At 72.2% G+C, this 22,647-nt stretch carries 17 protein-coding genes; 9 read left to right on the top strand and 8 right to left on the bottom strand.

Annotated features, from left to right (window positions below; all coding sequences use genetic code 11):
* Positions 1-900 carry a ribonuclease Z gene (locus tag ACQEUU_RS12575; protein ID WP_433064577.1) on the top strand — a complete coding sequence of 300 codons (900 nt, stop codon included), beginning with the start codon at positions 1-3 and terminating at the stop codon, positions 898-900.
* Between the two features lie 4 nt (positions 901-904).
* On the opposite strand, the gene ACQEUU_RS12570 is transcribed toward ACQEUU_RS12575, so the two are convergent.
* From ACQEUU_RS12570 to miaB, 3 genes are all read right to left on the bottom strand, one after another.
* Complete coding sequence (locus ACQEUU_RS12570; RefSeq protein WP_433064574.1) at positions 905-1,687, bottom strand: isocitrate lyase/PEP mutase family protein; 783 nt, start codon at positions 1,685-1,687, stop codon at positions 905-907.
* A 167-nt stretch (positions 1,688-1,854) separates the two neighbouring features.
* Positions 1,855-2,463, bottom strand: a complete 609-nt coding sequence (locus ACQEUU_RS12565) for a hypothetical protein (RefSeq protein WP_433064571.1) — start codon at positions 2,461-2,463, stop codon at positions 1,855-1,857.
* 1,019 nt (positions 2,464-3,482) lie between these two features.
* The gene (gene miaB / locus ACQEUU_RS12560) at positions 3,483-4,976 is read right to left on the bottom strand and encodes a tRNA (N6-isopentenyl adenosine(37)-C2)-methylthiotransferase MiaB (protein WP_433064569.1); all 1,494 of its coding nucleotides are present in this window, start codon (positions 4,974-4,976) and stop codon (positions 3,483-3,485) included.
* A gap of 137 nt (positions 4,977-5,113) precedes the next feature.
* Between miaB and ACQEUU_RS12555 the strand changes: the two genes are divergently transcribed.
* The 6 genes from ACQEUU_RS12555 (at position 5,114) to ACQEUU_RS12530 (ending at position 11,551) form a co-directional block, all read left to right on the top strand.
* Entirely contained in the window at positions 5,114-5,869 is a 756-nt protein-coding gene (locus tag ACQEUU_RS12555; protein WP_433064566.1) for an amino acid ABC transporter ATP-binding protein, read from the top strand.
* 19 nt (positions 5,870-5,888) lie between these two features.
* Positions 5,889-6,773, top strand: a complete 885-nt coding sequence (locus ACQEUU_RS12550; RefSeq protein WP_433064563.1) for a glutamate ABC transporter substrate-binding protein — start codon at positions 5,889-5,891, stop codon at positions 6,771-6,773.
* Positions 6,774-6,831: 58 nt separating this feature from the next.
* Positions 6,832-7,500, top strand: coding sequence for an amino acid ABC transporter permease (locus ACQEUU_RS12545; protein WP_433064560.1), 669 nt, complete (start codon positions 6,832-6,834; stop codon positions 7,498-7,500).
* A complete protein-coding gene (locus ACQEUU_RS12540; RefSeq protein WP_433064557.1) occupies positions 7,497-8,360 on the top strand; it encodes an amino acid ABC transporter permease in 864 nt (287 codons plus the stop codon). Before ACQEUU_RS12545 ends, ACQEUU_RS12540 begins: the two co-directional genes overlap by 4 nt.
* A 36-nt stretch (positions 8,361-8,396) precedes the next feature.
* Positions 8,397-10,466 (top strand): S9 family peptidase, encoded by a 2,070-nt coding sequence (locus tag ACQEUU_RS12535; RefSeq protein ID WP_433064554.1) that lies wholly within the window; start codon positions 8,397-8,399, stop codon positions 10,464-10,466.
* Positions 10,467-10,708: 242 nt separating this feature from the next.
* Positions 10,709-11,551 (top strand): alpha/beta fold hydrolase, encoded by an 843-nt coding sequence (locus ACQEUU_RS12530; protein WP_433064551.1) that lies wholly within the window; start codon positions 10,709-10,711, stop codon positions 11,549-11,551.
* Between the two features lie 135 nt (positions 11,552-11,686).
* Here ACQEUU_RS12530 and rny read toward each other — a convergent pair whose 3' ends face one another.
* The 3 genes from rny to recA form a co-directional block, all read right to left on the bottom strand.
* On the bottom strand, positions 11,687-13,303 hold the full coding sequence (rny, locus tag ACQEUU_RS12525) for a ribonuclease Y (protein ID WP_433064548.1): 1,617 nt from the start codon (positions 13,301-13,303) through the stop codon (positions 11,687-11,689).
* A 397-nt stretch (positions 13,304-13,700) separates the two neighbouring features.
* The gene (gene recX, locus ACQEUU_RS12520) at positions 13,701-14,369 is read right to left on the bottom strand and encodes a recombination regulator RecX (RefSeq protein WP_433064545.1); all 669 of its coding nucleotides are present in this window, start codon (positions 14,367-14,369) and stop codon (positions 13,701-13,703) included.
* A gap of 983 nt (positions 14,370-15,352) precedes the next feature.
* The gene (gene recA, locus ACQEUU_RS12515) at positions 15,353-16,477 is read right to left on the bottom strand and encodes a recombinase RecA (RefSeq protein WP_433064542.1); all 1,125 of its coding nucleotides are present in this window, start codon (positions 16,475-16,477) and stop codon (positions 15,353-15,355) included.
* Positions 16,478-16,829: 352 nt separating this feature from the next.
* On the opposite strand from recA, the gene ACQEUU_RS12510 reads away from it, so the two are divergent.
* Entirely contained in the window at positions 16,830-17,093 is a 264-nt protein-coding gene (locus ACQEUU_RS12510) for a hypothetical protein (RefSeq protein ID WP_433064540.1), read from the top strand.
* Here ACQEUU_RS12510 and ACQEUU_RS12505 read toward each other — a convergent pair.
* Positions 17,085-17,279 carry a DUF3046 domain-containing protein gene (locus tag ACQEUU_RS12505; protein WP_433064537.1) on the bottom strand — a complete coding sequence of 65 codons (195 nt, stop codon included), beginning with the start codon at positions 17,277-17,279 and terminating at the stop codon, positions 17,085-17,087. The two genes, ACQEUU_RS12510 and ACQEUU_RS12505, sit on opposite strands and share 9 nt — an antisense overlap.
* A gap of 295 nt (positions 17,280-17,574) precedes the next feature.
* Positions 17,575-18,063 (bottom strand): VOC family protein, encoded by a 489-nt coding sequence (locus tag ACQEUU_RS12500; protein WP_270156792.1) that lies wholly within the window; start codon positions 18,061-18,063, stop codon positions 17,575-17,577.
* Between the two features lie 86 nt (positions 18,064-18,149).
* Between ACQEUU_RS12500 and ACQEUU_RS12495 the strand changes: the two genes are divergently transcribed.
* A complete protein-coding gene (locus ACQEUU_RS12495; protein ID WP_433071829.1) occupies positions 18,150-22,637 on the top strand; it encodes an ATP-dependent helicase in 4,488 nt (1,495 codons plus the stop codon).
* Positions 22,638-22,647 lie beyond the last annotated feature (10 nt).

The raw sequence follows: 22,647 nt of genomic DNA, 5'->3' as shown, positions 1-22,647 counted from the left end.
GTGTCTTCCCGTGAACTCGTCATCCTCGGCACCTCCAGCGCGGTCCCCACCCGACACCGTAACCACAACGGCTACCTGCTGCGCTGGGACGGGCAAGGCTACCTGTTCGACCCGGGCGAAGGGACACAGCGGCAGATGGTGCACGCCGGGGTGAGCGCCGGCCACGTGCACTGGATCTGCCTGACGCACTTCCACGGCGACCACTGCCTGGGCGTGCCCGGCGTCGTCCAGCGGATCGCGCGTGACCGGGTCCGCCACCCCGTGCGGGCCGTCTTCCCCGCCTCGGGCCGGGAATACTGGCGCCGGCTGCGGCACGCCGCCGTGTTCGCCGACACCGGCGTCATCGAGGAGCATCCGGTCTCCGGCGAGCTGGCCTCCGTCGGCCCGCTGACCGCCCGGCGCCTGTCCCACCCGGTCGAGTCGTACGGGTACCGCCTGCAGGAGCCGCCGGGCATCCGGATGCTGCCGGAGCGGCTGGCCGCCCACGGCATCCGCGGCCCCGAGGTGGGCGAACTGCAGCGCACCGGCTCGGTGCGCGGCGTGACGCTGGCCCGGTGCAGCGTGCCGAGGCCCGGCCAGAGCGCCGCCTTCGTCATGGACACGCGGCTGTGCGACGCGGTGTTCGAGCTGGCGAACGGGGCCGACCTACTGATCATCGAGGCCACGTTCCTGTCGGGCGAGCAGGCGCTGGCCAAGGAGTACGGGCATCTGACCGCGTTCGAGGCCGGGCTGGTGGCGGCCGACGCGGGGGTGCGGCGGCTGGTGCTCACGCACTTCTCCGAGCGCTACGGCCTCGCCCAGGAGCCCGCGTTCCTGGAGGAGGTGCGGCGCAGCTTCGACGGGGAGGTGTTCCTCGCGCGTGACCTGATGCGGGTCCCCGTGCCGCGCCGGCGGCGCTGAACGGTCAGTAAGGGCTGCGGCCCTCGCTCACGGCCTGGATCATGCGGACGGCGTAGGCGTGGGCCGCCTTGTGCAGGCCGTGGCCGTAGCTGACCCGGGCCACGCCCAGCTCCGCCAGCCTGGCCAGGCTCGGCGCGCCCGGCTTGAACAGGATGTTGACCGGGCCGTCCGTCTCCTCCACCAGCGCCCCGATCCCGGCCTCGTCCGACAGGCCGATCGGGTAGACGCAGTCGGCGCCCGCCTCCAGGTAACGCCGGGCGCGCGCCACCGCCCCGGCGCGGTCGCCGTCCCCGGCGATGTACGTGTCGATCCTGGCGTTGACGACGAGCGCCGGTCCCGCCGCGGCCCGCACCGCCGCCAGGAACGCCGCCTGCTCCTCAAGATCGATCAGCTCTCCCGTACGGGGGTCGGAGTCCTCCAGGTTGCAGCCGACCGCGCCGGTGGCCAGCAGCCGCTCGGCCAGCTCGGCCGGGTCCAGCCCGTACCCGCGCTCCATGTCGGCCGTCACGGGCACGTCCACCACCCGGACCACCCTGGCCACGGCGGCGAGCATCTCGGCGACCGGCGTCAGCTCGCCGTCGCCGTAGCCCAGCACGCCGGCCACCGCAGCGCTCCCGGTCGCCACCGCCGGGAAGCCGGCCTCCCGTACGGCTCTTGCCGACGCGGCGTCCCAGGCGTTCGGCAGGATCAGCGGCGCGCCCGGCACATGCAGGGCGCGCAGCGCCGCCGCCTGGTCGGTCACGGCGTCGTCGGTCACGGCGGATTCGGTCGTGGCGTCCATCGTCATGGCCGGCACCCTAGGGACGACGGCCCCCGCCCCTGTAGGTCCAGTGCCCCCGATAACCGGCAAACCACTTCGACCCCACGACGCACCCGGACGAGCACGCCCAGACAGAGAACGAGCGAATCACGCGCCCGGAGGGTGAGCGGGCGCGTGACGCGTGGTCCGGTGCGTCAGCAGCCGCTCTTGGCGCACTGGCCGGTGACCGCTCCTGCCGGGCCGTCGGCCGGGTCGTCGCCGTCGGACTGCGGCGGCTTGGCCGCGGTCGTGGGCTTCTTGCCGCCGTCTTCCTTCTTCGCGCCGGACTCCTCCGTCGCGGTCTTCTTCTTCGACGGGTCCTGCGCGGTGTCCCGGCTGTCGCCCGTGTCGCCGGAGGTGTCGCCGGAGGTGTCGCCGGAGGTGTCGCCGGAGGTGTCGCCGACGGCGGCGTCGCCCATCTCGGCGGCTTCCTCCTCGGGCAGGTCGGTGTCGGTGTCGGCGTCGCCCATGGTGGCCTCGTCGGCGGCGTCGTCGCGGAGCGGCTCGTCCTCGCCCTGCTCCGCGTCCTCACCGGCACCCTGGTCGGGCCCGGCCTGCCGGCTCTGCTGGGCGGGGGCGCCCGGCCCGGCCGCACCGGCGGTCAGCGCGTAGCCCACGCCACCCACCCCCAACGCCGCCACGAGCACGGACGCCGCGATGACAGTGATCTTCTTCTTGCCGCTCGGCCTGTTGGACGCGGCCCGGCGGCGGTCGCCTGGGCCGTTGAGGATCTCAAGTCGATCCGGCTCGGTCGGATCTTGCATGGTGCCACAACTCCTGCGGTCGTATCGGGAAAGCTCTCCGGCTTCCGCGGGCGATGGACCACACTAGCCGCAACAGTGGAATGCTCACGCAACAATCACAAAGGAATCACGACTTGTCCCCCCAAGGTCCTATTCGCCCAGGTCGTCGGCCTGCCCTCGCCCCCTCCGCCGCCGTCACGACCGTCCTGGTCATCGCGGGTGCCGCCATTCTCCTGGCGTTCACCGGCCACCGAATGCACGGCCGCGCAACGGCACCGGAAATCGATCAGGAAAGCGCGTTTTCCGATCATTCTCGCGCGGCGGAAAAGCCCAGTTGGGCGTCCGTTCCATCACCCGATCCGCGCACTCCGGCGCCGCGCTCCGCCACGCCGGGGGGCGCGGCCGGCGGTCCCTGGCTCCACCCGCTCCCCCCGCCGGGCGGCACACTCCAACCGCCGTCCCCCTCACCCACGGCCGCCGCCCGTGAACACACCGGCCGCGGCGCGTACGGCCCGGATCACGAGCCGATCCCCGGCCAGTCGCGCCCGAGCCGTTCCGACGCCTTGGAACGTTCCGGCCAGGACGATGCGGTCAGGCTGGACGGCCGCGCCCTGCAGGACCCGTCGCGTACCGCAGTCAGGCCGGACAGCCGCGCCCTCCACGACCCGTCGCGTACCGCAGTCAGGCCGGACGACCGCGCCCTCCACGACCCGTCGCGTACCGCAGTCAGGCCGGACAGCCGCGCCCTCCACGACCCGTCGCGTACCGCAGTCAGGCCGGACGACCGCGCCCTGCACAACCCGGCGCGTACCACGGACAGGTCACCCGGCCGCACCGGGGACCGGCCGGGCGGCCGGGCCTCTCACGGCCCGGCGCGTACCGCGGCCCCCTCGCCCCCTCCGGCTCCCCAGCCGGAGGCGCGGGCCACAGGGCTCCCCGGGCCCGATCCCTGCGCGACCTTCCACGACTTCCGCCGGCCGGCCTGCTACGAGGCCCTAGACGGCCTCGGACGCTGATCGGTCCCGTGGGCGGGCCGGCGGTCAGTGGGCGGAGCAGCCGGACGCCGGGGCGGCCACCGGGGCGGGGCGGCCGATGGAGGGCATCCCGAGCATCACTCCCGGCGCCCCCTGAGGACCCTCACGCCGGGCCTGCCAGGCGTCGCCCGCGCGGGTGCGCCGCAGCTCCCGGACCGGGCCGTCCGCGACCAGGTGGTGCGGGGCGGCGTAGGTGACCTCGACCGTGACCATGTCGCCAGGGCGGGGCGTCTGCTCGCCCGCCGCGAAGTGGACCAGGCGGTTGTCGGGGGCGCGGCCGGACAGGCGGCGGGTGGCGTCGTCCTTGCGGCCCTCGCCCTCGGCCACCAGGACCTCCAGCGTCCGGCCGACCTGCTTCTTGTTCTCCGCCCAGGAGATCTCCTCCTGCAGCGCGACCAGGCGCTCGTAGCGCTCCTGGACGACCTCCTTGGGGATCTGGTCGGCCATGGTCGCGGCGGGGGTGCCCGGCCTGATCGAGTACTGGAAGGTGAAGGCGTTGGCGAAGCGGCTCTCCCGTACGACGTCGAGGGTCGCCTGGAAGTCCGACTCCGTCTCTCCGGGGAAGCCGACGATGATGTCGGTGGAGATGGCCGCGTCGGGCATGGCCGCGCGGACCCGCTCGATGATGCCGAGGTAGCGCTCGGCGCGGTAGGAGCGGCGCATGGCCTTGAGCACCTGGTCGGAGCCCGACTGGAGCGGCATGTGGAGCTGGTGCATGACGTTGGGCGTCTCGGCCATGGCGGCGATCACGTCGTCGGTGAACGCGGCGGGGTGCGGCGAGGTGAACCGGACCCGCTCCAGGCCCTCGACGTCGCCGCAGGCCCGCAGCAGCTTGCCGAAGGCCAGCCGGTCGCCGAACTCGACGCCGTAGGTGTTGACGTTCTGGCCGAGCAGGGTCACCTCCAGGACGCCCTGCTCGACGAGGGTGCGCACCTCGGCGAGCACGTCGCCGGGGCGGCGGTCCTTCTCCTTGCCGCGCAGCGACGGCACGATGCAGAACGTGCAGGTGTTGTTGCAGCCGACGGAGATGGCGACCCACGCGGCGTAGGCGGACTCGCGCCGGGTCGGCAGCGTGGAGGGGAAGACCTCCAGCGACTCCTTGAGCTCGACCTGCGCCTCGCCCTCGATGCGGGCGCGCTCCAGCAGCACGGGCAGCGAGCCGATGTTGTGGGTGCCGAACACCACGTCGACCCAGGGCGCTTTACGGACGATCTCGCCCTGGTCCTTCTGGGCGAGGCAGCCGCCGACCGCGATCTGCATGCGCGGGTTGCGGACCTTGGCCGGGCGCAGGTGGCCGAGGTTGCCGTAGAGGCGGTTGTCGGCGTTCTCGCGGACGGCGCAGGTGTTGAAGACGACCACGTCGGCGGTGCCGCCGTCGGGCACGGGCACGTAGCCGGCGCCCTCCAGCAGGCCGGACAGCCGCTCGGAGTCGTGCACGTTCATCTGGCACCCGTACGTGCGGACCTCGTACGTGCGGGGGCTCTCCTGGGTCACAGTCATGGCATGAACCAGGGTAGTCGTTACCTGTCCCGCACCGGCCGCACAGCCCCAAAAGGCCAGCTTGACCAGTTGATGTGATCGGATCGGTACCGCCTGGTTAGTGACCAGCGTCCTTGAGGGCTCTACCGTTTGGGTCCATGACGGAGAACGGGGACGCCACTCCACTCGTGCAGATGGAGCATGTCAACAAGCACTTCGGGGCCTTGCACGTCCTGAAGGACATCAACTTGACCGTCTCTCGCGGCGAGGTCCTTGTCGTCATCGGCCCGTCAGGAGGCGGCAAGTCGACGCTCTGCCGGACGATCAACCGCTTGGAGACGATCGACGAGGGCCGGATCGTCTTCGACGGCCAGGTGCTGCCGGAGGAGGGCAAGGGCCTCGCCCGGCTGCGCTCCGACGTCGGCATGGTGTTCCAGCAGTTCAACCTGTTCGCCCACAAGACGATCCGCGAGAACGTCACCCTGGGCCCGGTCAAGGTTCGCCGCAAGGCCAAGGACGCCGCCGACAAGCGCGCCATGGAGCTGCTGGAGCGGGTCGGCATCGCGGCCCAGGCCGACAAGTACCCCGCCCAGCTCTCCGGTGGCCAGCAGCAGCGCGTCGCCATCGCCAGGGCTCTCGCCATGGATCCGAAGATGATCCTGTTCGACGAGCCGACCTCCGCGCTCGACCCCGAGATGGTGCAGGAGGTGCTCGACGTCATGATCGGGCTGGCACGGGACGGGATGACGATGATGGTCGTGACCCACGAGATGGGCTTCGCCCGCAGGGCCGCCAACCGGGTGGTGTTCATGGCCGACGGGCAGATCGTCGAGGAGAACACCCCCGACGAGTTCTTCACCAACGCGCGGACCGACCGGGCGCGTGACTTCCTTTCGAAGATCCTCACGCACTGACTGAAGAGGCAGGTTACACATGCACATGCGTCGGATGGGAGCGGTGCTCGCCGCGTTCGCCATGGTGGGGGCGTTGTCCGCTTGCGGCGGCGATGACGCCGGTGGCGGCGGTGGCGGCGGCGGTTCCTTCGCCACCGTGATCGACAAGGTCAAGGGTGGCGGCACCATCGTGGTCGGCACCAAGTGGGACCAGCCGAGCCTGGGCCTGAAGACCGGCCCCGAGCCGGAGGGCTTCGACGTCGACGTGGCCAAGGCCGTACTCAAGGAGATGAACGGCGGCACCGACGTCAAGGTCGAGTGGAAGGAGTCGGCCTCGTCCAACCGCGAGCCGTTCCTGCAGAACGGCACGGTCGACATCATCTTCGCCACCTATTCGATCACCGAGGAGCGCAAGGGCAAGGTCACCTTCGGCGGCCCCTACGTGCTCGCGCACCAGGACGTGATGGTCCGCAAGGACGACACCTCGATCACCACCCCGCAGAACCTCGAGGGCAAGCGGATCTGCAAGGCCGCGGGCTCCAACTCCTACAAGCGCATCACCGACCCGCCGCCGGACGGCGAGCTCGACCTCGACGCCACCACCGTCGACGCGGCCAACTACTCCGAGTGCGTGGCCAAGCTCGACGGCAGCAACCTCGACGCCGTCACCACCGACGACCTGATCCTGGCTGGCTTCGCCAAGCAGGCCGGCGGCAACTTCAAGGTGCTGGGCCAGGGCTTCACCGACGAGAAGTACGGGGTGGGCCTGAAGAAGGGCGACACCAAGACCTGTGAGGCCGTGAACACCGCGATCAAGACGCTGTGGGACAACGGCACGATCAAGGGCCTGCTGGACAAGTGGTTCGGCGGCATCGAGGGTCTGAAGCTGTCGACCGAGGCACCGCCGGCCGAGGGTTGCGCCTGATCACGTCAGAGGCGGCGGCCGGGATCCCGGCCGCCGCCCTTCTCTGTGGTGGAGCACGATGGACGAACTGATTAAGTACGCGCCCGAGCTCGCGGAAGGCTTCCTGGAGAACGTCAAGCTCTCCCTGGTGGCCGGGGTCGCCTCGCTCATCCTGGGCGTGATCCTGGTGGCGATGCGGGTCTCGCCGACGCCGGTGCTGCGTGCGGCCGCCACCGTCTACGTCAACGTGGTGCGCAACACCCCGCTGACGCTGGTGCTGGCGTTCTCCGCGCTGGGCCTGAGCGACAAGCTCGGCCTGGTCTTCTCGCAGGAGCCGAGCGTCAACTCGTTCTGGATCGTCGCGATGGGCCTGTCGCTCTACACCGCGTCGTTCGTGTGCGAGGCGCTGCGCGCCGGCATCAACACGGTGCCGATGGGCCAGGCGGAGGCGGCCCGGTCGATCGGGCTGACGTTCTTCCAGTCCCTGCGACTGATCATCCTGCCCCAGGCGTTCCGCGCCGTCGTCGCCCCGCTGGGCAGCGTGATGATCGCCATGATCAAGAACACCACGGTCGCCACGGCCGGCGGCTACCTGGCCGACGCCGCCGCCGTCATGAAGATCACCTTTGACACCACGGGCGCGTCGATCCCGATCTTCATCGGCCTCATCGTCGCGTTCATGGCCCTCACCATGCCCATCGGCTACTTCACCGGCTGGCTCTCCCGACGTCTGGCGGTGGCCCGATGAGCACGACAGTCCTGTTCGACACCCCAGGCCCGCGCGGGCGGGTGCGCAACCACCTGCTCACCGCGGTCAGCGTGCTGGTCGTCGGCGGCATCGGCTACTGGGTCTTTCTCGGCTTCGACGCCAAGGGGCAGTTCGAGGGCAGGATCTGGGAGCCGTTCCTCGACCCCTACACCTGGCAGACCTGGATCGTCCCCGGCCTGATCGGCACGCTCAAGGCCGCCGGCCTGGCCGCCGTGCTCGCCCTGGCGTTCGGCGCGGTCTTCGGCCTGGCCCGGCTCTCCGACCACGCCTGGATCCGGATCCCCGCCGGGCTCGTGGTCGAGGTCTTCCGGGCCATCCCGCTGCTGCTGCTGATCTTCTTCATCTTCTACCTGGCGCCGACGCTCATGGGCGGCGGCGACTACGCCTTCATGGCGGTCGTGCTCGGCCTGACCCTCTACAACGGGTCGGTGCTGGCCGAGATCGTCAGGGCCGGCGTGCAGGCCGTGCCCAAGGGCCAGTCTGAGGCCGCGTACGCGGTCGGCATGCGCAAGAACCAGGTGATGCGGCTGGTGCTGCTGCCGCAGGCGGTCACGGCCATGATGCCGGCGATCGTCAGCCAGCTCGTGGTGCTGCTCAAGGACACCGCGCTCGGCTACATCATCGCCTACGTCGACCTGCTCAACACCGGGTTCAAGATCATGCCGGCGGTGTTCTTCGGCTCGCTGATCCCGGCGGCCATCGTCATCGGCGTGATCTACGTCGGGCTCAACATGACCCTCAGCTTCGTGGCCAACTGGCTGGAACGGCGCAGCAGGCGCAGCCGCAAGACCGCGGCGGCTCCGGTGATGGTCGGCGGCGGGATCGACGGCGCCGACTGACGCACGAGCGGCGGGGATTTCCGGCAGGATGCGGGTATGCCCGCCGCTCTGTGGCTCTCACCCATCTCCACCTCCGACGTCGCCCGCGCGGCGGCGCGCCCCGGCTGGCCCGTCGCCTCGGGCGGCGCCGCCTGGTGGACGGAGGACCGCCCCGAGGAAGGCGGACGCACCACGATCGTGCGTCTGGCCGCCGACGGCTCCCGCACCGAGCTGCTCCCCCCGCCGTGGAACGCCCGCACCCGCGTGCACGAATACGGCGGCCGCCCCTACGCCGTCACCCCGGACGGCGGCGTCGTCTTCACCGAGCTGACCGACCAGCGGCTGTACGCGCGCGACCCCTCGGGCGAGATCCGCGCGCTCACCCCCGAGGGCGACCGCTACGCCGACCTCGCGGTGCGCGACGGCCGGGTGTGGTGCGTGCGCGAACGCCACCCCGACGGCGGCAAGGTCTCGCGGGCGATCGTGACCGTCCCGCTCGCCGGCGGCGACGCCGCCGAGCAGGTCACCGGCCACGACTTCTACGCCTCCCCCACCCTCTCCCCCGACGGCCTGCTGCTCGCGTACGTGTGCTGGAACCACCCCCGGATGCCCTGGCACGGCACCGAGCTACGCGTCACCCGGCTGTCCGACGGCGAGACCTGGACCGTGGCGGGCGGCCTCGCGGAGTCCGTGCTCGCCCCGCGGTGGCGCGACGACGGCCGCCTCTACCTGATCTCCGACCGCTCCGGCTGGTGGAACCTCTACGCGGCCGACACCGGCGGTGGCGAGCCCGAGCCGCTCTGCCCCCGGGAGGAGGAGTTCGCCTGGCCGCTGTGGCATCTGGGCGGTCTCCCGTACGCGATCCTCGCCGACGGCCGGCTCGCCGTCCTGCACGGGCGCGGCGACCTGCGGCTCGGCGTGCTCGACCCGCGCACGGGCGTCCTCACCGACCTGCCCGTCCCGTACACCGGCTGGGAGCCCGCGCTCGCCGCCGACGGCACGTCCATCCTCGGCATCGGGTACGGCCCCGCCACCCCGGCCTCCGTGACCCGCGTCGACACCACGACCACCGGCCCAGCGGGGACTACCGGACCACCGGGAGCCGTCGACCTGGCCGACGACCCAGCGGGAATGTCCGGCCCGGGAACCGACGACTCACCGAGAACGGCCGACGAACCCGTAACGACCGGTGCGGCGGGAACGACCGGTGCGGGAGAAACCGCCGCTGCGGCGGGAAGGACCGTCCCGATGGAAGCCGCTGTCGCGGCCGGGGCCGAGGGCGGCGGCTGGAGCGGGGGCGGCGGCGTCGAGGTGCTCGCCGGTGACTACGACCGAGTGCCCGACCCGGCCTACCTGCCGGCGCCACGGCCGGTGACGTTGCCGGGTGACGGAGACCGGGAGGTGCACGCCTTCCTGTACCCGCCCGCGCACCCGGACCACGCCGTGGACGGCCCGCGCCCGTACGTGATCTTCGTGCACGGCGGGCCGACCTCGCACGCCACCACCGCCCTCGACCTGACCAAGGCGTTCCTGACCTCACGCGGCATCGGCGTGCTCGACGTCAACTACGCCGGCTCCACCGGTTACGGCCGCGCCTACCGTGAGCTGCTCAAGGGGCAGTGGGGGCTGACCGACGTGGCCGACACCGTCGCCGCCGCCCGCTGGCTGGCCACCGCAGGTCACGCCGACCCGGGCAGGATCGCCGTCCGGGGCGGCAGCGCCGGCGGCTGGACGGTGATGGCGGCCTGCTGCCGGTCCGGCGCGTTCGCCGGAGGCGTCTCCTACTACGGGGTGAGCGCCCTGGCCCCGCTCAACGCGCACACCCACGACTTCGAGTCCCGCTACGTGGAGTGGCTCGTCGGCCCCGAGGACCTCCGCCTGTACGCCGAGCGCGAACCGCTCGCCCTGGCCGGCGGCGTCTCCTGCCCGATGCTGCTGCTCCAGGGACTCGACGACCCGGTGGTGCCGCCCGAACAGTCGGCCGCCTTCGCCGAAGCGCTGGCGGAACGCGGCATCCCCTGCACCTACCTGGCCTTCGACGGCGAGGCCCACGGCTTCCGCCGCGCCGAGACCCGCTCCACCGCGCTCGCCGCCGAGTTCGCCTTCTACCAACAGGTCTTCCTCTGAAGCAGGTCCTCTTACGGGTGCGGCTCCTTCTGAGGGAGTGGATGAGTCGGGGTTCGTGGTTCGGGCCTGGTTGTGTGCGGTCGGGGGCGATCGTCCGCTGTACGTTCGACGTGCCGCCCTCGCGCGTCGCGTTATCGCGTTCGCATCCGCCACCCGCTTCATGCGTGAGCGATGAGTTCAGGCGGCGGATAGGGTCTGCCCTGGCATGATGCAAATGACCTACGACGTCTCCCGGTGATCCGATGACCACTGTCAACGCCAATGAGATCGCCTTGGGCATCGAGTCGTTCGGTGACGACGACGCGCCACTCGTCCTGCTCGCGGGCGGGACGACGATGCTCTCCTGGCCCGACGCGCTTTGCGAGCGCCTCGCCGCTGGCGGGCGCCGTGTGGTGCGCTACGACCTGCGCGATAGCGGGGAGTCGACAACGACGGATCCGGAGGCGCCCGCCTACACTCTGCGCGGCCTCGCCGCCGACGCGGCGGTCCTCGCTGACACGCTCGGCGGAGGGCCTGCGCACCTCGCGGGGATCGGCGTCGGCGGGATGGTCGCCCAGGTGGCCGTGCTCGACCATCCGGGCGCGTTCTCGGCGCTCACCCTGGTCGGCACCCGCGCGGTTGCCCCTGGCCCGTCCGACGAGGACCTCCCCGACCATGACCAGGCGACAATGAGCCGGCTGTTCGCGCGTCCGATGCCCGATTGGACCGACCGCGAGGCGGTTGCGGAGTTCGCCGCCGCCGGAGCGGAGATCCTCGGCGACGACCCCGCCGCCGCGCGCGCAATCGCTGGGCGCGTCTGGGACCGCACGCCCGGCACCGCACCCCCGGTCCAGATGGCCAACCAGATGGGCATGGTGTTTTCCAGGCTCGACTGCAAACCCCGCTGGCGCGAGCGCCTGCCCGAGATCGAGGTTCCCACGCTCGTCGTCCACGGCCGCCGCGACCGGTTCTTCCCTGTCGGCAACGGCGAGGCGATCGCGCGCGAGATTGCGGGGGCACGGCTGCTCGTCCTCGAGGAGGCCGCCTCGGCGATCCCCCCTGCGGCGATCGGCGAGGTCGCCGAGGCGATGCTCACGCTCGGATAGAGGACGGCGGGTGCTGCCCGGGTCTGGCCTCCACGCAGCGTGGACGTCGAGGCTCGACCCGGCCGCGCGCCCGCGATCGGCACGATTCCAACCCGAGGTCCAGGATGCCTTTCGCGATCCGGCTTCCCTTGAGGATCAGCGCGCGAACTCGGTCGCCCGTGACTCCCGTACCACCGTGATCCGGATCTGCCCCGGGTAGGTGAGCTCCTCCTCCACCTGCTTGGCCACGTCGCGGGCGATCACCTGCGCCTGGATGTCGTCGATCGCGTCCGGCTTGACCATGACCCGGATCTCCCGCCCGGCCTGCATGGCGAAGACCTTCTCCACGCCGTCGTACGACTGCGCGATCTCCTCCAGCCGCTCCAGCCGCTTCACGTACGCCTCCAGCGACTCGCGGCGGGCGCCGGGACGGCTGCCGCTGATCGCGTCGGCCGCCTGGGTGAGCACCGCCTCGACCGTGCGCACCTCCACCTCGTTGTGGTGTGCCTCGATCGCGTGCACCACGTCCTCCTGCTCGCCGTAGCGCCGCGCGATCTCCGCGCCGATCAGCGCGTGGCTGCCCTCCACCTCATGGGTGAGCGCCTTGCCGATGTCGTGCAGCAGCGCGCAGCGCTTTAGCAGCGTCCGGTCGAGCTTGAGCTCGGCCGCCATGATGCCGGCGATGTGGGCGGACTCGATGAGATGCTTGAGCACGTTCTGCCCGTACGAGGTGCGGTAGCGGAGCTGGCCGAGCAGGAGCACCAGCTCCGGGTGCATGTCGGTGAGGCCCAGCTCCACCAGCGCGTCCTCGCCGGCGCGGGCGCACAGATCCTGCACCTCCGCGCGGCTGCGGTCGTGCGCCTCCTCGATCCGCTGCGGGTGGATCCGCCCGTCGAGCACCAGCTTCTCCAGCGTGAGCCGCGCCGTCTCCCGGCGGACCGGGTCGAAACAGGACAGCAGCACGGCTTCCGGGGTGTCGTCGATGATGAGGTTGACGCCCGTGGTCGACTCGAACGCCCGGATGTTGCGGCCCTCGCGGCCTATGATCCGGCCCTTCATCTCGTCGCCCGGCAGGTGGAGCACGCTGACGACGGACTCGGCCGTCTGCTCGGTCGCCATCCGCTGCACCGCCAGCGTCACGATCTTGGTGGCGCGCTTCTCGCCCTCGCGGCGCGCCTCCCCTTCGATCTCCCGTACGATCAGCGCGGCCTCACGCTTGGCCTGGAACTCGATCTCACGGACCAGCTCGGCCTTGGCCTGCTCGCTGGTCAGCCCCGCCACCCGCTCCAGGATGACCCGCCGCTCGTCCTCCACCCGCAGCAGCTCGGCCCGCCGGTCGGCCAGCTCGATCTCCGTCTCGGCGAGCTTGCGGTCCCGTTCGGCCTGCCGTCTGGCCTCCTCGTCGAGCCGCTGCTCCCGCTCGGCCAGCCGCTGCTCCCTGCGCTCCAGGTCGGCGCGGAGCTCCTTGAGCTCCGACTTCAGGACGCGGCTCTCCTCCTCGACCTCCCGCCGCATCTGCGTCGCGCTCTCCGCCGCCGCCTCCGACCTGCGCAGGATCTCCTCGGCGTCGATCTCCGCCTTGTCGCGGATCCTGCCCGCCTCCGCGCGAGCCTGCTCCAGCTCGTCCTGCACGGCCTCCAACTGCTCGGGATCGGGTTCGGCGGTCTTCGGCGCACCGCCGGACGTCCGCCTGACGACGATGAAGAGGGCTGCCATCATCCCGCAGGTCAGCGCGAGCACCGCCACCGACAGCACCACGACAAGCGGCCCCATGTACGCCCCGCCCTCCTCGCGTCGTCAACACTCACAAACGCGGCCCTCGCACGGGAGGGTCACGGGCGCGGCACGGAAAGCCCCGGGACAGATATCAAGCACAGGCTGACCTCACGCCGACTGGGGCAGCCGGCGCCTCGCCTGCCTCGATCAACCAAGCTCACTCGTCCGTCGTTCACCGGTATGGCAATCCGCACTGCGCGGAGTAACTCCTCACTGCCGTCGAGGTTATGCGTCGAACAGGTCACGAGCAAGCAAACGCCTTATCAAGGGTGTCCCATACGCCACCGTCGGCTTTCCTCATCAGCCGATCCCGAGCGGAGCGGACGATCAGGCGCACCGGCACCGGAAAGTGCGCCCGCGCTGGTGCGCGACGTCGCCTGTCATCGGGCCGGAGCTACGGATACTCGTCCTCGACCTCGACTCCCTCCTGCTCCAGCGCCTCCCGGATGACCCGGAACGACAGCCCCGGCGGGTAGCCCTTCCTGGCGAGCATGCCGGCCAGGCGGCGGGTGCGGACCTTGGGGTCGAGGGAGCGGGTGGCGGGCAGCTTCCGCTCCACGAGGCGTCTGGCCGTCTCCAGTTCCTGATCGGGATCGAGCCTCTCGACGGCCTCCTTCACCGTCTCCTGGTCGACCCCGCGATGCCGCAGCTCGTTGGCCAGAGCGCGCTTGGCCAGGCCACGCCCGTGATGCCGGGAGTCCACCCACGCCTCGGCGAACGCCTCGTCGTTGATGAACCCCAGCTCGGTGAACCGGTCCAGCACCGACTCCGCCACCTCGTCGGGCACCTCCCGTTTGCGCAGGGCCTCGGCCAGTTGCGCCCGCGTCTTGGGTGCCATGGTGAGCAGCCGCAGACAGATGGCCCGTGCCACCGCCTCAGGGTCGGCAGGCGGCGCCGCGGCGGCTCCCGAACCGGCGTCCGGCCCATCGGGCAGCCTCCCCCGCCCGGCTTTCCTCCCGGACCGTCTCCCCTTGCGTTCCTTCCTCGCCTTCTCCTCGGGAACCGGGTCGACGCCCGGCGTCGCCCAGAAGCCCGCCTCCCCGGCCGGCCTCTCCTCAACCACGGGAGCAGGCGACTCCGAGATGGGAGGAGGAGACGCGGATCCGAGATCAGGAGACACCGATCCGGCACCCCCGGCAGCGGACTCGGTGCCTCCGGCAGAGGTGGTGTGGTTCTGGTCAGGGAGTGCGTCGTCCCGGCGGTCCTCCAAGGGGTGCTCGTCAACGACATCACCAGCCGGGCCTTCAAGCTCCGCGGCGGATTCCCGTTGACGGCGGCGCTGCTCCCGCCACTCTTCGGCCGAAGGCCAGCCACCGCTCGTCGCCACGGCAGCCTCCCTCGCCGTCCCCCTGCCTCTCCGGCCAGAAGAACCGCGTGCCCGAGAACCACCATGGGACGTCACCACAACAGGGCCCTCGCCGGCCCCCGCACCGTCACCGGACCACTTCACCGAGCCGTCGTTGACTCCCGGGCCGTCATTCGACGTGGTCGCGGCAGAATCGTCGCTCGTCGTGCCGCCGTCGGGCGGTGGAGCGGAGGAGTCGTCGCCGGCCTCTGTCGTCGGATCGGCATCCGGGGAGAGCTCCTCCGGTGAGGCCGCCCGGCCTTCCCCCGGCCGGACCTGGGGCGCATCCCCGGGATGGTCACCAGAACCCGGCCGCAACCCCTCGCCAGCACCGCCTTCGAAACGGTCCGCCGGAGCCCACGGCGACGGATCGGCAGGCGTCCGCTCTCGTACGGACGAGGCGTCGAAGGCCACGGCCTGGTCATCCTGCGCCGTAGGAGCCTGCTCCCGCGAGCGCTCGTCATCCGAGGGCTCACCCCAGAAAGGGTGGCTCTGCCCGGGTTCGGCCGCGGGGCGGGTCCACCACGAGTCCTCGGGTGACCGCTGCTCGTCCTGGGGCCGGTCGCCGAAGAAGGGGTGGCGCCCGGCGGGCGACGGCGCGCGGTCGCCGCCCCCGGCGGACCGGCGTGGCTTGCGGCGGGATGAGGCCGGGGCGCCCCGCTCGGAGGGCGCCGGATCCGTGTCACTCATGCGCCGACCGATCAGACGTCACCAGGCTTCGGCGTGGACTTGGAGCCGCGGCCGGACGAGGCCGACGCCTTGGCGGGAGCGGCCGAAGCGGCCGAAGCGGCGGGAGCGGCAGGCACGACGGGCTCGGCGGGGTCGTCGAGACGCGGGCCCACACCCAGCTTGTCCTTGATCTTCTTCTCGATCTCGTTGGCCATGTCGGGGTGGTTGCGCAGGAAGTTGCGCGCGTTCTCCTTGCCCTGGCCGAGCTGGTCGCCCTCGTAGGTGTACCAGGCGCCGGACTTGCGGACGAAGCCGTGCTCGACGCCCATGTCGATGAGGCCGCCCTCGCGGGAGATGCCCACGCCGTAGAGGATGTCGAAGTCGGCGACCCGGAAGGGCGGGGCCATCTTGTTCTTGACCACCTTGACGCGGGTGCGGTTGCCGACCGCTTCGGTGCCGTCCTTGAGGGTCTCGATGCGGCGGATGTCCATGCGGACGGAGGCGTAGAACTTCAGCGCCTTGCCGCCGGTCGTGGTCTCGGGCGAACCGAACATGACGCCGATCTTCTCGCGGAGCTGGTTGATGAAGATGGCGGTGGTGCCGGTGCTGCTGAGCGCGCCGGCGACCTTGCGCAGGGCCTGGGACATCAGGCGGGCCTGGAGGCCGACGTGGCTGTCGCCCATCTCGCCCTCGATCTCGGCCTTGGGCACCAGGGCGGCGACCGAGTCGATGACGATGAGGTCGACCGCTCCGGACCTGATCAGCATGTCGGCGATCTCCAGCGCCTGCTCGCCGGTGTCGGGCTGGGAGACCAGCAGGGCGTCGGTGTCGACGCCGAGCTTCTTGGCGTACTCGGGGTCGAGGGCGTGCTCGGCGTCGATGAACGCCGCGATGCCGCCCGCCCGCTGCGCGTTGGCCACCGCGTGCAGCGCGACGGTGGTCTTGCCGGAGGACTCGGGACCGTAGATCTCGACGATCCTGCCGCGCGGCAGGCCGCCGATGCCCAGCGCGATGTCCAGGGAGATCGAGCCGGTCGGGATCACCTCGATGGGGGCTCGGGCGTCATCGCCGAGGCGCATGACGGAACCCTTGCCGAACTGCCGCTCGATCTGGGCGAGGGCAGTCTCAAGGGCCTTCTCGCGGTCGTTGATAGCCATGGGAACTCCCCCTGGAGGGTCGTGGTCCGAATCAGTCGAGTGAAAACTACGGCCTGCCACCGACATTTTCCCGGAGGCGGTCGTGGAGTCGCGGGCCCCCGCGCGACTATGTTAGCCGAACGACTGTTCGATCACACGTACCCCGGGAAGATACGCCATGAGCGGGAGGATCTGGCGGGCCTGTACGTGATCGAGTGCGCCGGCCCGGCCGAGGAGGTCGCCGCCCGCCGCCCATGGGTGCGGGCTTCGAGATCCGCCCGGTACGGGGCTGAGCGCCCGGTCGGCGGCCGGATATGTTCTCCCGCGCCTGAGCTGGGGAGACTCCTGGAAAGAGACCAGGAGGCGGCACGTGGTGAGCGCGTACACCCGGGAACGGCGCAGTCTGTTGCAGGATCTCGCCGAGGCGCTCCCCCGCCATGGGCTGGAGAGCCGGATGGTGGGCGGGGACGACCCGATGCTGCGGGTGTGGCACCCGGACACGGACAAGCAGACGCTGGTGTTCGCCACGCCGTCACGCGAGGGCTGGCTCTTCCTGTGGGCGCCGGGCGGGAGGGGCGACGCGAACGACCTGGAGCGCACGGCCCGCGGCCTGAAGGAGGCTCTGGGCTCAGCGTAGCCGGGAGGAGACGTCCTCGACCTGGCAGACGGCCCGCCAGACGGACTTGGCGCTCTCGCCGTCGGCCAGCGCCTGCATCACGGTGCGCCCGCCGAGCGGCGCGATGACGTAGTCGCGCGCCCACGACTCGGCGTAGGCGTCGCCGAAGTGGGCGCGCATCCGTCTCCAGAACTCGGTCAGGCGCATCACCCAAGTATGGAGCGCCCCCGGGTGTGGGTAAGACACGCACATGGCAAAGACCCCGAAATCCTCACCCCCCAAATCAGCCAAGGCCAAGGCCAACAGGGCGAAGCGCCGTCACCTGCTGTCCTTACAGCGCTCGACCGTACGGAAGGAGAAGGCAGAGAGGGCGGAGCGGCACGCCGGCATCCGGCAGGAGCCGCGGGCGGGCAGCCCGCGCACGCGGCGGGCGTCCAGGCGGTAGGTCACCCCGGGGGCGGGAGGCGACGCGCGGGGGGAACGGCGCGCCGGGTCCCGGCCGTCACAGCACGTGAGCGCCGTACATCTCACCGAGGTGGTCGGCGAGCAGTTCCAGCCGGGCGCCGTCGGGGTCCTTGAAGTAGATGGAGGCGCCGCTCTCGATCTGGTGCGGCACGCCGGCCATCTCCAGCTTGCCGCGCAGGCGCTCCCAGGTGGCGGGGTCGACCGAGATCGCGATGTGGTGCAGACCGCCGAGCACCTCCTGGTAGGGGCCGAGGTCGAGGCCCGGGAGGTCGAAGAACGCGAGCAGGTTGCCGTTGCCGAGGTCGAAGAAGAAGTGGTTGGAGCCCGGGTAGTCGCGGTTCTCGAAGATCTCCGTCAGCGGGAACTCCAGCAGCTCCTGGTAGAACTTGATGGTGCGTTCGACATCCGACGACAGCAGGGCGATGTGGTGCAGGCCGCGCGCGCTGGACGAGGGCCGGTGCGCTAAGAGGTAACGGCGCCGGATCTCCTCGCGGCGAGCCTCGACGGCCGCGTGGTCGATGGTCACGGTCGGTGTATGTCCGCCGGGGCCCCCGCTCAACCGCACGGCACCGGGGCAATGCGTTTTCTGTCGGTGGCGCGAGGCAGTATGTGCTGGTGAGCTCGCTCGACCGCTTCAGCCAGGTGACCAGGAGCTGGTTCTCCGGGGCCTTCGCGGCGCCCACCGCCGCCCAGGAGGGCGCGTGGGAGTCGATCGCCCGCGGTGACAACACGCTGGTGGTGGCCCCGACCGGTTCCGGCAAGACGCTGGCGGCCTTCCTGTGGTCGCTCGACCGGCTGGCGGCCGAGCCGCCGGCGCGGGGCACGCGGGTGGTGTACGTGTCGCCGCTGAAGGCGCTGGCCGTCGACGTGGAGCGCAACCTGCGCGCCCCGCTGGCCGGGTTGCGGCAGACGGCGCGGCGGCTGGGCGCGCCGGTGCCGGAGATCTCGGTGGCGATCCGTTCGGGCGACACGCCCGCGGAGGACCGCCGGCGGTTCGCCGCCAGGCCGTCCGACATCCTCATCACCACGCCCGAGTCGCTGTTCCTGCTGCTCACCAGCCAGGCGCGGGAGGCGCTGCGCGAGGTGGAGACCGTGATCGTCGACGAGGTCCACGCGGTGGCGTCGACCAAGCGCGGCGCCCATCTGGCGCTGACGCTGGAGCGGCTCGACGCGCTGCTGGAGCGGCCCGCGCAGCGGATCGGCCTGTCGGCGACGGTGCGGCCGGTGAGCGAGGTGGCGGCGTTCCTCGGCGGGCCGCGCCCGGCGGCGGTGGTGCAGCCGCCGGCCGACAAGCGCATCGAGGTCGAGGTGGTCGTCCCGGTCGAGGACATGACCGAGGTCGAGTCGGGGCCGGGGCCCGCCGACGCGGAGGAGTTCGCGCCCGACCCGGGCAGCCGGTCGATCTGGCCGCATGTCGAGGACCGGCTGTTCGACCTGATCGAGGCCCATGACTCGACGATCGTGTTCGCCAACTCGCGGCGGCTGGCCGAGCGGCTCTGCGCCCGGCTCAACGAGCTGGCGCAGGCCCGGCGCGGCGGCGAGGCCGACCTGTCGCAGTGGGACCGCCCGCCGGCCGAGGTGATGGCGCAGGCGGGGGCGGGCAAGGGCGCCGTGGCCGAGGTCGTGCGCGCCCACCACGGCTCGGTGTCCAAGCAGGAGCGGGCCCAGATCGAGGAGGCGCTCAAGTCGGGGCGGCTGCCCGCCGTGGTGGCCACCTCCAGCCTGGAGCTGGGCATCGACATGGGCGCGGTGGACCTGGTGGCCTGTGTGGAGGCGCCGCCGAGCGTGGCGAGCGGGCTGCAGCGCATCGGCCGGGCCGGTCACCAGGTGGGCGCGGTGTCCAAGGGCGTGATCTTTCCCAAGTACCGCGGCGACCTGGTGCAGACGGCCGTGGTGGCCGAGCGCATGAAGAGCGGCCTGATCGAGGAGCTGCGCTGCCCGCGCAACCCGCTCGACGTGCTGGCCCAGCAGATCGTGGCGATGACGGCGCTCGACGAGTGGACCGTCGACGAGCTGGAGGCCGTGGTCCGGCGCGCGGCCCCGTACGCGACCCTGCCCAGGAGCGCGCTGGAGGCGACGCTCGACATGCTCGCCGGCCGTTATCCGAGCGAGGAGTTCGCCGAGCTGCGCCCGCGCGTCGTGTGGGACCGGGTGACGGGCACGCTGCGGGGCCGGCCGGGGGCGCAGCGGCTGGCGGTGACCAACGGCGGCACGATCCCCGACCGAGGGCTGTTCGGCGTGTTCCTCGTCGGGGAGCGGGCCTCGCGGGTGGGCGAGCTCGACGAGGAGATGGTCTACGAGTCGCGGGTCGGCGACGTGTTCGTGCTGGGCGCGTCGTCGTGGCGGATCGAGGACATCACCGCCGACCGGGTGCTGGTCTCGCCCGCTCCCGGCCAGCCGGGCAAGCTGCCGTTCTGGCACGGCGACACCCCGGGCCGCCCGGCCGAGCTGGGCCGGGCCATCGGCTCGTTCCTGCGCGAGCAGGCCGGGAACGACTCGGCCGAGCGGCTGCGCGCGGCCGGGCTCGACTCCTACGCCGCCGCCAACCTCATGTCCTACCTGCGCGAGCAGCGGGAGGCCACGGGTTACGTGCCCGACGACAGGACGCTGGTGGTGGAGCGGTTCCACGACGAGCTGGGCGACTGGCGGGTGGTCATCCACTCCCCCTACGGCGCGCGGGTGCACGCCCCGTGGGCGCTGGCGATCAACCGGCGGCTGCGCGAGCGCTACGGCGTCGACGTGCAGGCGGTCCACTCCGACGACGGCATCGTGCTGCGCATCCCCGACACGCTGGCGGAGCCGCCGTCCGACGTGGCGGCGTTCGACGCCGACGAGATCGAGCAGATCGTGACCGAGGAGCTGGGCGGGTCGGCGCTGTTCGCGTCGCGGTTCCGCGAGTGCGCGGGGCGGGCGCTGCTGCTGCCGCGCCGCGTGCCGGGCCGGCGCAGCCCGCTGTGGCAGCAGCGCCAGCGGGCCGCCCACCTGCTCGGGGTGGCCTCGCGCTACGCGTCGTTCCCGATCGTGCTGGAGACGATGCGCGAGTGCCTGCAGGACGTCTTCGACGTGCCGGGGCTGGTCGCTCTGATGCGCGACATCGCGGCCCGGCGGGTGCGGGTGGTCGAGGTGGAGACGGCGCAGGCGTCGCCGTTCGCGGCGTCGCTGCTGTTCCACTACGTGGGCGCGTTCATGTACGAGGGAGACGCGCCGCTGGCCGAGCGGCGGGCGCAGGCGCTGGCGCTGGACACGTCGCTGCTGGCGGAGCTGCTGGGCCAGGCCGACCTGCGCGAGCTGCTCGACCCTGACGTGATCTCCGACACCGAGCGCGAGCTGGCCAGGCTGGATCGCCCGCTGCGTGACCTGGAGGACCTGGCCGACCTGTTGCGCTCGCACGGGCCGCTGCCGGAGCTCGACGTGAGCGTGCGCGGCGGCGACCCGGCCTGGCTGGAGGAGCTGGAGCGGGCGCGGCGCGCGATCAGGGTGCGGGTCGCGGGCGAGGAGCGGTGGGCGGCGGTCGAGGACGCCGCGCGGCTGCGTGACGCGCTGGGCGTGCCGCCGCCGGTGGGGGTGCCGCACGCGTTCCTGGAGCCGGTGGCCGACCCGCTGGCCGACCTGGTGGCGCGGCACGCCCGCACCCGCGGCCCGTTCCACGCCTCGACGGCGGCCGACCGGTTCGGGCTGGGCGTGGCCGTGGTGACCGACGCGCTGCGCAGGCTGGCGGTGTCCGGGCGGGTGGTCAACGGCGAGTTCCGGCCGGGCGGGCGGGGTGAGGAGTGGTGCGACGCGGGCGTGCTGCGGATGCTGCGCCGCAGGTCGCTGGCCCGGTTGCGCAAGGAGGTCGAGCCGGTCTCGCCCGAGACGCTCGCGGTCTTCACCCCGGCCTGGCACGGCGTCACCGCGGGTGGCGCGCGGGGCGCGGGCGGGAGCGCGCGGGCGATGGACGCGCTCGTCCGCGCCATCGAGCTGCTGCAGGGAGCGGCGGTGCCGGCCTCGGCGCTGGAGACGCTGGTGCTGCCGTCGCGGGTGCCGGGCTACCAGCCGGCGCTGCTCGACGAGCTGACCGCGGCCGGCGAGGTGCTGTGGGCGGGGCAGGGGTCGCTGCCGGGCGGTGACGGCTGGGTGGCCGTCTACTTCGCCGACACCGCGCCGCTGCTGCTCCCCGAGGCGGCCGAGATCACGATGACGCCGGCGCACGAGCGGATCCTGGAGGAGCTCGGCGGCGGGGGCGCGCTGTTCTTCCGCCAGCTCGCCGACCGGCTGGGGCTGCTCGACGACCAGGCGGCGGCGACCGCGCTGTGGGACCTGGTGTGGGCGGGGCGGGTGTCGGGTGACACCCTGGCCCCGATGCGGGCGGCGCTCGGCTCGGGGCGGCCCGCTCACCGGCCGGCGACCCGCCGGCGGCGGGCGGTGCTGCCGAGCCGGAGCGGGCCGCCGACGGTGGCCGGGCGCTGGTGGCTGCTGCCGGAGGCGGCGTCCGACACGACGCTGCGCGCGCAGGCGCAGGCGGAGGTGCTGCTGGAGCGGCACGGCGTGGTGACGCGCGGCGCGGTCACCGCCGAGCGGCTGCCGGGCGGGTTCTCACCGATCTACCAGGTGCTGCGCGCCTACGAGGAGAGCGGGCGGTGCCGGCGCGGCTACTTCGTGGAAGGGCTCGGCGGGGCCCAGTTCGCGCTGCCGGGCGCGGTCGACCGGATGCGGGCGATGGCGCCGTCGGCGTCGGGCGAGACGCGGGAGGAGCGGCGGGCCGTGGTGCTGGCCGCGGCCGACCCGGCCAACCCCTACGGGGCGGCGCTGCCCTGGCCCGCGCGTCCCGGGGAGGCGTCCCACAAGCCGGGCAGGAAGGCGGGGGCGCTGGTGGTGCTGGTGGACGGGCGCCTGGTCCTCTACGTCGAGCGTGGCGGGAAGACGCTGCTGTCGTTCGCCGACGACGAGCGGCTGCGGCCCGCCGTCGACGCGCTGGCGCTGGCCGTCCGCGACGGCGCGCTGGGCAAGCTCACCGTGGAGCGGGCCGACGGTGAGCCGATCGTCGACTCGCCGCTGGGGGCGGCGTTGGAAGAAGCCGGTTTTCACCCCACTCCGCGCGGTCTTAGGCTACGTGCCTAGATCATCCCCG

The sequence above is a fragment of the Nonomuraea sp. CA-218870 genome, from assembly GCF_050936535.1.
In the GTDB taxonomy this organism is placed as follows: domain Bacteria; phylum Actinomycetota; class Actinomycetes; order Streptosporangiales; family Streptosporangiaceae; genus Nonomuraea; species Nonomuraea corallina.
The sequence above is the reverse complement of the archived record's forward strand: the minus strand, read 5'-3'. Positions and strand labels throughout refer to the sequence as shown.

Excerpts from the sequence above, each read along its gene's own strand:
- ACQEUU_RS12570 (WP_433064574.1), bottom strand. The coding sequence starts at position 1,687 with ATGACGATGGACGCCACGACCGAATCCGCCGTGACCGACGACGCCGTG.
- ACQEUU_RS12565 (WP_433064571.1), bottom strand. The coding sequence starts at position 2,463 with ATGCAAGATCCGACCGAGCCGGATCGACTTGAGATCCTCAACGGCCCA.
- miaB (WP_433064569.1), bottom strand. The coding sequence starts at position 4,976 with ATGACTGTGACCCAGGAGAGCCCCCGCACGTACGAGGTCCGCACGTAC.
- ACQEUU_RS12555 (WP_433064566.1), top strand. The coding sequence starts at position 5,114 with ATGACGGAGAACGGGGACGCCACTCCACTCGTGCAGATGGAGCATGTC.
- ACQEUU_RS12550 (WP_433064563.1), top strand. The coding sequence starts at position 5,889 with ATGCACATGCGTCGGATGGGAGCGGTGCTCGCCGCGTTCGCCATGGTG.
- ACQEUU_RS12545 (WP_433064560.1), top strand. The coding sequence starts at position 6,832 with ATGGACGAACTGATTAAGTACGCGCCCGAGCTCGCGGAAGGCTTCCTG.
- ACQEUU_RS12540 (WP_433064557.1), top strand. The coding sequence starts at position 7,497 with ATGAGCACGACAGTCCTGTTCGACACCCCAGGCCCGCGCGGGCGGGTG.
- ACQEUU_RS12535 (WP_433064554.1), top strand. The coding sequence starts at position 8,397 with ATGCCCGCCGCTCTGTGGCTCTCACCCATCTCCACCTCCGACGTCGCC.
- ACQEUU_RS12530 (WP_433064551.1), top strand. The coding sequence starts at position 10,709 with ATGACCACTGTCAACGCCAATGAGATCGCCTTGGGCATCGAGTCGTTC.
- rny (WP_433064548.1), bottom strand. The coding sequence starts at position 13,303 with ATGGGGCCGCTTGTCGTGGTGCTGTCGGTGGCGGTGCTCGCGCTGACC.
- recA (WP_433064542.1), bottom strand. The coding sequence starts at position 16,477 with ATGGCTATCAACGACCGCGAGAAGGCCCTTGAGACTGCCCTCGCCCAG.
- ACQEUU_RS12505 (WP_433064537.1), bottom strand. The coding sequence starts at position 17,279 with ATGCGCCTGACCGAGTTCTGGAGACGGATGCGCGCCCACTTCGGCGAC.